The organism is Duganella sp. Root198D2 (assembly GCF_001428585.1).
Taxonomy (GTDB): domain Bacteria; phylum Pseudomonadota; class Gammaproteobacteria; order Burkholderiales; family Burkholderiaceae_D; genus Rugamonas.
The window spans coordinates 1-10,872 of sequence record NZ_LMIC01000031.1 but is presented as its reverse complement, the minus strand read 5'-3'; the positions used below and the strand labels follow the sequence as shown (position 1 = coordinate 10,872).

At 54.2% G+C, this 10,872-nt stretch carries 11 protein-coding genes and 2 pseudogenes; 9 read left to right on the top strand and 4 right to left on the bottom strand.

What is annotated here, in order from left to right; translation table 11 throughout:
• Positions 1-82 precede the first annotated feature (82 nt).
• From ASE26_RS19985 to ASE26_RS19975, 4 genes are read left to right on the top strand one after another with little or no spacing between them, the layout of a single operon-like run.
• Entirely contained in the window at positions 83-856 is a 774-nt protein-coding gene (locus tag ASE26_RS19985; protein ID WP_057246818.1) for an RHS repeat protein, read from the top strand.
• Positions 853-2,283 (top strand): RHS repeat protein, encoded by a 1,431-nt coding sequence (locus ASE26_RS19980; RefSeq protein WP_055932145.1) that lies wholly within the window; start codon positions 853-855, stop codon positions 2,281-2,283. Before ASE26_RS19985 ends, ASE26_RS19980 begins: the two co-directional genes overlap by 4 nt.
• Positions 2,280-3,425, top strand: a complete 1,146-nt coding sequence (locus ASE26_RS32010) for an RHS repeat-associated core domain-containing protein (RefSeq protein WP_082507360.1) — start codon at positions 2,280-2,282, stop codon at positions 3,423-3,425. Before ASE26_RS19980 ends, ASE26_RS32010 begins: the two co-directional genes overlap by 4 nt.
• Positions 3,426-3,437: 12 nt before the next feature.
• The gene (locus ASE26_RS19975) at positions 3,438-3,674 is read left to right on the top strand and encodes a hypothetical protein (RefSeq protein ID WP_055932149.1); all 237 of its coding nucleotides are present in this window, start codon (positions 3,438-3,440) and stop codon (positions 3,672-3,674) included.
• 102 nt (positions 3,675-3,776) lie between these two features.
• Here ASE26_RS19975 and ASE26_RS19970 read toward each other — a convergent pair whose 3' ends face one another.
• The 3 genes from ASE26_RS19970 to ASE26_RS19960 form a co-directional block, all read right to left on the bottom strand.
• Positions 3,777-4,412, bottom strand: a complete 636-nt coding sequence (locus ASE26_RS19970; RefSeq protein ID WP_255357556.1) for a PRTRC system ThiF family protein — start codon at positions 4,410-4,412, stop codon at positions 3,777-3,779.
• Positions 4,413-5,154: 742 nt separating this feature from the next.
• The gene (locus ASE26_RS19965) at positions 5,155-6,834 is read right to left on the bottom strand and encodes a nucleotidyltransferase (protein WP_200953809.1); all 1,680 of its coding nucleotides are present in this window, start codon (positions 6,832-6,834) and stop codon (positions 5,155-5,157) included.
• Between the two features lie 115 nt (positions 6,835-6,949).
• The gene (locus tag ASE26_RS19960) at positions 6,950-7,147 is read right to left on the bottom strand and encodes a hypothetical protein (RefSeq protein ID WP_055932154.1); all 198 of its coding nucleotides are present in this window, start codon (positions 7,145-7,147) and stop codon (positions 6,950-6,952) included.
• Positions 7,148-7,512: 365 nt separating this feature from the next.
• On the opposite strand from ASE26_RS19960, the gene ASE26_RS30785 reads away from it, so the two are divergent.
• Positions 7,513-8,022, top strand: coding sequence for a hypothetical protein (locus ASE26_RS30785; protein ID WP_156398025.1), 510 nt, complete (start codon positions 7,513-7,515; stop codon positions 8,020-8,022).
• 53 nt (positions 8,023-8,075) lie between these two features.
• On the opposite strand, the gene ASE26_RS30125 is transcribed toward ASE26_RS30785, so the two are convergent.
• On the bottom strand, positions 8,076-8,426 hold the full coding sequence (locus ASE26_RS30125) for a DUF1003 domain-containing protein (protein ID WP_229207171.1): 351 nt from the start codon (positions 8,424-8,426) through the stop codon (positions 8,076-8,078).
• Between ASE26_RS30125 and ASE26_RS31645 the strand changes: the two genes are divergently transcribed.
• From ASE26_RS31645 to ASE26_RS19945, 4 genes and pseudogenes are all read left to right on the top strand, one after another.
• Positions 8,393-8,533, top strand: coding sequence for a hypothetical protein (locus tag ASE26_RS31645; RefSeq protein WP_229207172.1), 141 nt, complete (start codon positions 8,393-8,395; stop codon positions 8,531-8,533). The genes ASE26_RS30125 and ASE26_RS31645 overlap by 34 nt on opposite strands.
• Positions 8,534-8,857: 324 nt before the next feature.
• Complete coding sequence (locus ASE26_RS30780; RefSeq protein ID WP_156398026.1) at positions 8,858-9,013, top strand: hypothetical protein; 156 nt, start codon at positions 8,858-8,860, stop codon at positions 9,011-9,013.
• Between the two features lie 379 nt (positions 9,014-9,392).
• Positions 9,393-9,650 (top strand): annotated as a pseudogene (locus ASE26_RS19950) (transposase); the annotation flags it as partial.
• A gap of 104 nt (positions 9,651-9,754) precedes the next feature.
• Positions 9,755-10,759: pseudogene (locus ASE26_RS19945) on the top strand (IS3 family transposase); the annotation flags it as partial.
• Positions 10,760-10,872 lie beyond the last annotated feature (113 nt).

Here is a 10,872-nt window from a genome sequence, read left to right as displayed (position 1 = left end):
CCCGACGTGCCCCAACAGTCAGATCGATTCGTTGTTGCCATTCCCGAACTCTACTCAGTCCTAAACCCGCTGTGAAGGTGGAATGGCTGGACGCATACCTAAAAGCCTTACCAGCTATATCTACAACGGGCAGCCGGACACGAACGGTCAAATACTGACATGTGCACCTGCCACGACACTTCCGGACGGAAAACCGATCCTCGTCGTATGCAAACGAATCGAGCAGGCCACCAGTGACAACAATGGGGCAATAGGATTCAACGCTGCCTTAATAGGTCGCCCAAGGGTATGGAGCTTCACCTACAACGCATTCGGGCAGATGCTGACGTCCAACGGTCCGACAAATGAGAGCGGCGGCATGGAGACGACCGCCTATGCGTACTATGCCGACACCACTTCGACCCATACCAGTGGGAATCTGCAGACCGTTACGAACGCATTGGGACATGTCACCCAATATTTAGAGTACAACAAGTCGGGAAAAGTCACTAGGATGCAAGACCCGAATGGCAATATCACGGCATTCACTTACGATCCGCAATCGAGAATGAGAAGCCGTACGCTGGCCCCGGATACACCAGCCCCACAGACTACAACGTTTGACTACGATGGTGTTGGGCAACTCATTAAGGTCACCGCTCCAGATGCTGCCTTCATCTCGTACACCTACGATGCAGCGCATAGGCTAACCGATATCAGAGATGGCCTTGGCAACTCGATCCACTACACACTGGACAACGCGGGAAATCGAATCCGCGAAGAGGTCAAGGACTCCAGTGGGAATCTCCGCAAGCAAGTCAGTAGAACTTTTGACCCGTTGAACAGGCTTCAGCAGGTAACGGGAGCATCGCAATGACGAATCTACATGTGAGGCCAGTCATGATATGCCATGCGAATTTAATACGAAGCATCGTTGCTGTTGTCACTTGTGCAACTGCCGCTGTTGCAATCGCACAGGTTCAAAATTCCACTACCTCGTTTGAGTACGACCGCCAGGGCAACGTAACCAAAATTAGCGATCCGCTTAATCATGCGACCACTTTCGCATATGATGCATTGTCGCGGCGCATTCGCTCGACCGACGCGACCAATACTGGCATAACACTATACGGATACGATGGCGCTAATCAGTTGACCCAGGTGACCGATGCGCGCATGGTTGTTACCAGTTATGTGATCGATGGTCTGGGCAATCTAAGCCAAACCACCAGTGCAGACAGCGGCGTTACAAATAGTACCTACGACGATGCGGGAAATCTCACCAGTATCACGGACGCCAAGCAGCAAAAAACGACCTACAAGTATGATGCGCTGAACCGCCCAACCTTGATCACGTACGCCGACGGCGCAACCGTCGCATACCAATACGACCAGGGCGCAAACGCCATCGGCTGCCTGAGCCGGATCACAGATGCTAGCGGCAGTATCAATTACAGTTACGATCTCCAAGGACACGTGACGGCCGAAATCCGCATCATCGGGGGCGTCACTTCTACAACAGGCTACCGCTACGATGCGGCAGGCCGACTCTCTGGCATGACATACCCGAGCGGGCGCACTATCGACTACGGCCGCGATGCGGCTGGCCGCGTTACCCAAATCAATACGGGTGGCGGCACAGTGTCGGTGGTGAGTCAGGTGCTATACCAGCCGTTCGGGCCAGTGCAATCGATCACCTTAGGCAATGGCCGCACCATAACGCGCGGATACGACCTTGACGGTCGAGTGACCAGTTTTGGCCTAGCAGCGCAAACGATGTCAGTGAACTATGACGCGGCCAGCCGCATTACTGGAATTGCCGATGCCAGCAACACGGCCAGCGGCATGAGTTACGGATATGACGTTCTCGACCGTCTAACCAACGCGATCAGTCCAACGGCAGGGATCAGCTATGCCTACGACACGGTTGGCAACCGGCTTCAAAAGAACAATAACGGTTCCAAGACTGCCTACACATACGCCGCCACCAGTAACCGTCTGACGAAAAAGGGCACCCAGGCGATTTCAAGCGATGCAACCGGCAGCATCACAAACAATGGTAGCGCGACTTTCAACTATGACGCACGTGGACGCATGATCTCGGCCAATACCGCCATAGGCTTGGTGCAATACACGATTAATGGCTTAGGCCAGCGGGTGCGCAAGGTAACACCAACAACGACGACGGTGTTCCATTACGACCTATCAGGCAAGCTCATTGCTGAAGTGACTACCGCGGCCGGCATGAGCACAACCCAGGAATACGTTTATTTGGGCGATTTACCATTAGCGGCCTTCAAATGAGCCGCATTTCCGCACACATGGGAATATGCGCTGATGAGGCGTATTCCCAACATTTGGAGATCGCTAACATGCTAATGCGCTTCCTGGCCATACTGCTGTTTAGCAGTGCCATGATCAACGTCCATGCTGCCGGCAATTTACCCCCAAACGTTGCGATGACTGCAACCGTAACTGCAGCAACTGCCCCGGGAACAATTTCCTTGAGCGCCACTGCAAGCGATGATGGCATCATTTCCAAGGTAGAGTTCTTCAACGGCACGAGCTTGCTCGCAACAACGACGCAGATGCCCTACGCTTTCACTTGGTCGAATGTACCAGCTGGTACCTATAGTCTCACCGTTCGAGCTACTGACAACAAGGGCGCCGCAACAACTACGCAGCCAACCGTGGTTACCATCGCAGCTGGTGCCCCTCAGATCTACTATTTATACGCCGATCAAGTCAACACTACGCGTGAGATCACAAACGCGGCTGGTGTAGTTGTATGGCGCGGCGACTCCTCTGAACCGTTCGGTGCGAATGCTCCTAACGAGAATCCGTCGGGCTATGGCGTCTTCTCATACAACCCACGGTTCCCAGGGCAGTACTACGATAAAGAAACCAACCTTCATTACAACTATCATAGGGATTACGATCCCCAGATAGGTCGGTTTGTGCAGAGCGATCCAATCGGGTTGCAAGGCGGCATCAACACATACGCTTACGTCGGCGGAAATCCACTGTCCTTCTCGGATTCAGATGGACTGCAGGCGCAGGCGGCCGGTTGCGCGATTGGCCTGCCCTTTGGCGGGCCAATCGGGTGCGGTATCGGAATTGGAGTAACAACTGCCGCCACGCTCATTGGTGTCGGAGTAATGATGACTGGGGACACAACGAAAGACCGTGAATGCCCTCCGAATAATCCATGTCCTCCATGCAGGACGATCAGTGGAAAAGTGGTGCCGACGGGAACCATCGCATACCGCCCATTAGATACTCCCAGAGATGGAAAACCGCATCACGGCATCATCGGCCCGCATTACAATATCTATAAGGCAAACCAAAGTCCTAAAGACTGCCGATGCTTCTGGCAACCGCTCGGCGCAGTTTCCCCTACAGCGTTGCCGCCGGATGCTATACCAATTGAGCCATTCGCGAATTGAAGAGGGGGCACAATGAAGTACTCAAATGGGCAAGAGGTCAGACTGGGTGATAAAGTAAAACTGGGTGATGACTCTGGCGGAGTGGTTGTCTTTTCCATCGACACAGACGAATATGCGCCAGATTATCCGAAAGCACAGTGGGACTATTTAAAGCGGGGTGTAATGGTCAACTTTCCAAAATTCGGGCTGATCCATTACGAGGAGGCAGAGGAAGACCTGGAATTAATTGCGCGCGCCACCTCAAAGTAAGAAATAATTCCTGGATCAATTAGCGCCTTTTCGACACTGGGCTCACTGACTACGAGGCGCGCGGACACATGGTATTGACGATCACCTCCAAATAAGGATCAGCTATTCGCGGTCGCGCTGGATGGCGATTGGAACTGTACGCTTGGTATCGAGGTTGCACACCACGCCATGCTGGGAGAGTTGCCCACGCGAGAACAGCTCGTACAGAAGGTGTGCTGCGTGGCGGACGATAACGTCGTTGATGAAAAGCCCCTGTGCTGCGAGCGAGAGTCGCACTGAACACGATGGTGCGCTGTCTTCCGGTTGATCTGCGTCCAACAATTCAGGATACAGTTCCGTAACGCACGGCATCCGTTCGGCATTCTCGACGCGGCGACCCGCGTTTGGTCTGCCGGGGACGCCTAACACGGCCTGCCCATCTTGTTCGTTATTGCCCAAGTCGAGCCAGTACCGGTACCGGTCTCCAGAAAACAAATACTCATGGATGGCGCGGCGGGCCGCGCGCGTGTCCACGCAACTGATGAGAATGTCGGCCACGTGCCCCCGGTGGTAGTCGAGGCGGCTCCAGAAATCCTCAATCCGGCAAATGCTCGCCTCCCAATCGAGTCCATAAAAATGATTGAGCCGGGTGATGGTAATGGCCGCCTTGCTGCCGCCAATATCGGCTGGGCTATACAGCTGGCGGCCCACGTTCGCCTCCGTAACAGTACTGGCGGCAGTTCGACCATTTCGGCCCAGAAGGCATATGCTCCACCGGGATGGTTCACCAGCCTTTTTGGCACGTTGGGGTGGGTGAAGTAGGAGCGGAAGAAGGCATCCTCCCACTCGGCGATCCTAGGCGATGGTGGTCATAGCAAACAAGCATAACGTTTTCCGCCTTGTCGGCCAGCATGTGCGAATCTTCACGTCCACGAGGCCCCAGCGGGTCCGCACCTACAATGTGTGCGAGTTGGCCTACATTCCCTGAGCGGCTGGACTTGCCAATCTTATCTACTCGTTTCCCGCAGCCTTCGAACATGCAGACATTTGCGGCGTCTTTTAGTACTTCCTCTTTTGCAGCGCTGTTTAGATTTGGCCCTCGGCCGAGCTTCATCAAGCTCTTTCTATTGGTGTTCCATGAGGCGAGCTCTGTTCTACTCATCATGCTGCTGGGCGCAAACTGGGAAACAGGTAACGATGGAGGACGGTCACCGAGAGTGTCGGGCCAGTCCACTTTTCGAAGTGCTCCCTGACTTGCCAAGCGGGTGAGCTCCTTATATGTGAACGTGCCGAGTTCGCCCGAATGCGCAGACCAGGCGCTACCGATTTCAATCGCAACGATGAAACGGTAGGCCCGCGCCATAACAGTTACCGCGGAGCCTGCTGGCGCACTGAGCACCTTGGAAAGTTCGGCATCATCTGCGCCATACGAAACCGAAACGGCAGGAAATACGGCGTGGGATGGCAGTGTTGGCGAAGCTGTCGTCATTGGCAATTCCTGTTATTTGATGTTGACGATGAACTGGCCACTCTTTGCGACGCAGTAGCCGTCTTTCACGATGAAGCATTCGAGGCTGTGCGAACCACTGTAGCGTGCAGTCTCATTTCGGGAGAGGTCTCCCGACTGCACGATGCCTTCATCGAATCCACCGCGAAGGTCTCTGGCAACACGAGCTTCGTCCCCAGTGTTCACGACCTGCCAGAAGACCTTAAAAGGCTTCTGAATCGTGGTACGTGCATTAAAGGTCAAGGTGCTTCCGCGCGTTACAAATTCTCCATCGCTGCTCCTCGCATCTGGGCGGTACCCATTGCGGCTCACCGTGAGGCTCAGCGATACATTGCCGTTAGCGCCTGTCAGCAGAGGTAGGGTCATTGGCTTGCGGTGCGGTGCATCTCGGAATTTGAGAATCTTCTTCGAAAAATTGGTCGCACTCGCGGCAAGAGAGTGACCGATTGTGGGGCTGCCACGCTTCACTGCTCCCTCGACGAGGGAACGACCCATGCGCGGAGCCATCGCTTCGATGAAGTCGCCTTCTGCATTTGCGCTTGCAGCCAACGCAAAGTCTTCCTTCGCCAGCTCCAGCCACTCATAGAATGCGTCTTTCTTTGCAGGCGTTTCCTGCCACTTGTCGGCGAAGTTCTCACGAGGATCGGCTGGATTCTCTATCCAATACACGCCATTACGCTGTTCAATGTGCGAGGCCATCCTTTCGAGAATGCCAAAAAGCGCGCCGGTGATTGTGGTCTCCTGGTTATACGCAAGGGCACTCAGCGTGGTCAGGATGATTGAGATTGGGCTAAGCTCTTCGTCGCCGGTGAAGCGCATGTCTCGGTGCCGCTTCAGTATTTTGATTGCCGATTGCATTGGCGTCGTCACGCGGTACTCTGGAATTTCTTCCACGGAGGCTCTCATTTCGTACAGGCGCATTCGCTCACGGCGGGCATTGAAAACAATCTTCATTTGCTCGCGGAACCAATCCGAATATCCCTTGGGATTGCTTCCTGGCCAGTCGTTGGTTCGCCTGTCGTAGTTCTCGTCGTATATGCACGTAATCGCGAGAGATTGGTCAAGGCTGCTCTCCTTGAGTCCTGCAGCCATCGCTCTGAGCTTTTGACGCAGTCCGTCAGGAAGAGCCGGCAGGATATCCATGTGGAACTGTTCTCCGTCCGCATAGTTCAGAGTCCAGCACCGCCTGGCCTCGGTGGGCTCGGCCATACCATGCGCACGGGCATACGCCTTGACCTCTTCGCCGAGTTTTGCCTTGAGCTGCTTTTGCGTCAACTCCAGCTTGTCCATCGAGATTTCGCACACCACGTCCAAGTCGTACTGCCCATCTCTGTCATGCGGCGGGATCACCGTGCCTAGGCGGAAGGACCCTTGGGGATAAACGGAAACATTGTTCCCTGCAAAGACTGACTCCTTTCGGTCGAGCCAGCTTCCCACGGACTTATAGCTTCGTTCCGCTGCCACGTACTTGCCGTCAGGAATCTCCAGGGAATCGGCCAAAGCCTGAAGAAGAAGTTCTGCCTTGCGAGTAGGGACTACCCATTTCTCGGCATCCTCTTGGCCATCTAGCGCATCGTGGACGAGAAAAGCATCCTGCTCCTGGCGCAGTTGGCCGAGCGTCATATTGGGCGGATTTGGATCGACCCGCATGATCCAGTCGAGGATCGGCTGCATGGGCATCAAGATGATCAAATGGCGGTTGATCGTGAAGCGGGAGTAGTTGTTTATGGCAAGACAGCGCGCGGGGAAACCTCCATTTTAGCTGGCGCGAATGTCAAAGCGCCCTTCATCATGCGCAGATAGGGCGCCTGCGCCGCCAGGCGCCACCCAAAGCCGCAGGCCAATGCCACACCGGCGGAAAGGCAAGCCTCGCCAAGAAGCGGCCGACCAGCAACTGCATGCCCAGAAGCAGCCTGCCCAATGCGGACAGCTCATTAATTACCGTCAGGCCGGCGGCGATCTGGCTGCTGATGGATAACAACGTCATACGTGATCACCTTGATAAAGCAGTCTTGGGGAAAGACCAACAACCGCTCCCCTGTAGGGGGGCGGCAGCGCGCGCCGTCAGACGTTGCCGCCAGTCGGGCCAGCGAGGATCTTGATCGTCATTAATTTCGCCATATGAACAGGGTACGGAGAAGAATCTCAGCTTTAGTCTGCGATCTTGTACATGGGGGGGCACGAGCCGTATTTATTGGGCCACGTTCGTTCGCCAATCACCATGACTATCACGCCGCCAAATCGATCCATATATATGTTTAGGAGATGGCGTATCTTCATGCTATCGTCAGTGGCTGCTCTGACTATATCTATTCCTGTTCGCAGCAGTGCAATCACTGAAGCGGAGGCTATATGAAAGATTTCACCCGACCCGACGAAGGCATGGCCTTGGCCGTCGATGCAGCGATCGAAATGGAGGCATTTTCCGGATGCGTACTCGCATGGCAACACCTGCAAATGCATGCAGTTCCACAAAGTGTAGCGATGAGGGTGCTCTCCCAAAATGGCCCACGGCGCGCTTCGAACTCCAATGGCCAAGGCGCATTCTTGGAACGCCTCTCATCTAACCGCGATCAAGTTGCCGGACATTCGACAGAATTGGCTGCGGCAGGATTGGGAACCGTCCTAAAGTTCCGTGTACCGAGGACAAACAACACTCTCTCCGAAACGATTGATCAGGCTATAGAGATGTTGGGGGTCCACAATCGATTCTACGCTGAAGCGCTTCTACGAATCCATGCCGTCAAAACTCCAGTCATCATGCGGGTATTATTCGACGTCGCACGCCGAAGGAGCATTGCCTCTCCAACCACTTTTCCAGCGCCGGCACGTGGTGGTATTCGATTGTTGCACTCAGTCTGAAGCAGCCTCCCCACAACCGAACGCGGTAACGGTAAAGACGCAACTCGTGAATCTCAGTTTTTTCGCGTCGTATCCTGCACAAGGTGACGGTGGGTTTCTGACATCAACGTTTCGATTCCGTTCGCTCCGCCATCGCCCTGGTGATTTCCGTCAGTGTTCTGACGGAGAAGCTCCAACGATTGTGCGGAGTGCTTGCTCGATGCAACGGCGATCGCTTCACGGTGCTTGGCATCGGCTTCAGAGTGCGCCTTGTCCCGCGCAGCCTGGCGCGTTTGTGCAAGTAAGATAAGCGGCGCAGCATAGGCCGCCTGTAAACTAAATGTCAGATTCAAGAGGATGAATGGGTAGACGTGAATGGGTAGACGTCGAAATGAGCAAGCCCCAAAAAATTGGCTGCAATCCACTTGGCGACAATGATGGTTTGCACGCCAAGAAAAACTGGGGTACCGAAGAAGCGAGTAAAGGCTTCTGCTTTCAGCCCGAACAAGTCACTGCCAAACGTCTTGGATAAGTGTTCGTGCTGGCGATGAAAACGTAAATGATCGACATGTGATTCTGACCTGCCGAAGACAGGTTTGACGTTGGAGATGAGTTCACGCGACCTCCCAAAATGGCCGGAATTGATTCGCTCACTATGCGCAACTAGTGATCGGAATTTTCAGCGCGCTACCGTGGTTGGCATCGACGATCACTGCGCCGACGCGCAAGCCTGTTAAGGCGTACACTTGAATTGAGTCATGACGCAGAAGCGCGGCCAAGGACATTGCCGGCCTGGCTTTCCAACGCCAGTCGACCAGTGCACGCACTATGTCCTAATATTTTGACGGAGAAAATCATGAACAGCACAAAGAAAATCCAGGATCCAATGCCGCACAAAGCGTTCCCTGGTAAAGCAGGTGACATCAACAAACAGCAGCAGAAAGCAACCCAAAATGAAATCGCAGGCCGTCATAAAGATGACGGGAAAATGGGGCATCGTGGCGCTCGCTGAGGGCGAATGGAGACATTCACCTTTAGTCCGGCCTCATGACGTAACGCTTTTGATTGCGTCAATTCGACGATATATATAGTAATGGCCCTTCAATGTGCAATACTTTTAATAGGTGAAATTCAATGAATAACGCTCCTGCGGGAACTCGCCGCCGTGATGTATGGATGACTGAGCTCGTACAGTATGGCGTTACCTTGCGTACCATTATTGGTCGCGCGGAAGCCCACCGCTACCTGCTTTCTCGGTGCGCACCGCAGGATGTCGTTGACCGTGTACTTTCCTACTTGGGCGGGCCACGTCGCCCCTAGAACTGAGGTTCCCCCGAAATTTAGTCTTCCAGCGGTGACGTAAAATTATCGGTACCAAAGGAAGTAAGAGCATGAACAAGATACCGAAACAAGCGTTTACAACTGAGTTCAAGGAGCTCGCCGTCAAGCGCGTGCTGGACGGGCTATCGATTCCGGCGGCTGCCAAGGAGCTGGGCGTCAGCGACCAGACGCTGCGTAACTGGGTCAAGGCAGCGGAAGGCGGGAAACTGAAAGGTGCAGGAAAATCCGTGGCACCAGCGGAGATGGAACTGTCCCGGATGCGAGCAGAAGTAGCACGACTAGAGCGGGAAAATGCTCTGTTAAAAAAACGCCCCACACGGCTGCCCGTGGCCCTTATGAATAGAAACTCGGGAAGCGTACACTAACGGCACGCAGAGTCAGTGGCCGGTAAGCGTGGCATCAACCTTCCGATTATCCGACAAAGAATTCTCTCAAGGCTTGGTGCGAGGAATTCGAGGAAACTGGGGAAATTCAGGCGCAATACGTTCGCACGAAGGCGAAGTACTCCGAGGAGCAGAAGAACGTCGCCATCGAGCATTATGTCAATCACGGTCGCTGCATTGCCTTGACTCGACAAGAGCTGGGGTATCCCTCTCGTCAAAAGCTTGCAGAATGGGTTGACGAGCGCTACCCGGACTCCAGGAAATTCGTTACTCGCAACGTGGGCAAGCCAGCAGCGTCATTGGCGTCCAAGCGTGCAGCGGTCTACGAACTGTGTACGCGCGAAGGAAGCGCACAGGACGTTGCGTCGAAGGTGGACGTCTCCAGGGTATTCATCTCCGAGAAAGTTGTGCGGCGCCTGATGAGGCAAGGATGCCTGGTGGCGGCCAGGCGGAAGCGCCGCAGGTACCGCTCGTATATTGGCGAGATCAGCGCTGCACCTGAGAACATCATCAATCGCGATTTCCAGGCGACTGCCCCCAACGAGAAGTGGCTTACCGATATCTCTGAGTTCCATATCCCGGCCGGAAAGGTGTATCTGTCGCCGATGATCGACTGCTTTGACGGCATGGTCGTCAGCTGGTCGATTGGCACGAGTCCTGACGCCGAGCTTGTGAACACTATGTTGGATGCGGCCATTGAGACCGTTAGCCAGAACCATAATAAGCCGATTGTCCATTCGGATCGTGGCGGTCATTATCGATGGCCAGGCTGGATATCGCGCATTGCTGATGCGAAGCTGACCCGATCAATGTCGCGCAAAGCGTGCTCGCCTGACAATGCGGCATGCGAAGGGTTCTTCGGCAGGCTAAAGACGGAGATGTTCTATCCAAGGGACTGGCGGTCGACGACGATCACTCAGTTCGTGGAGGCGCTTGATGATTACATTCGCTGGTACAACGAAAAGCGAATCAAGAACTCGCTTGGCTATTTGAGTCCAATCGAGTACCGTGAAAGCTTGGGATTAACAACATAAACCAGTCCAAGAAAACGGAAATTTTCAAGCTAGTTGTCGCCTAATTTGATAATTCAAGCTGCTTGTTTCAGTGTCAGTGGTTCCGCCTCCGTTTCGCTGTTCAGCGTGTTTCC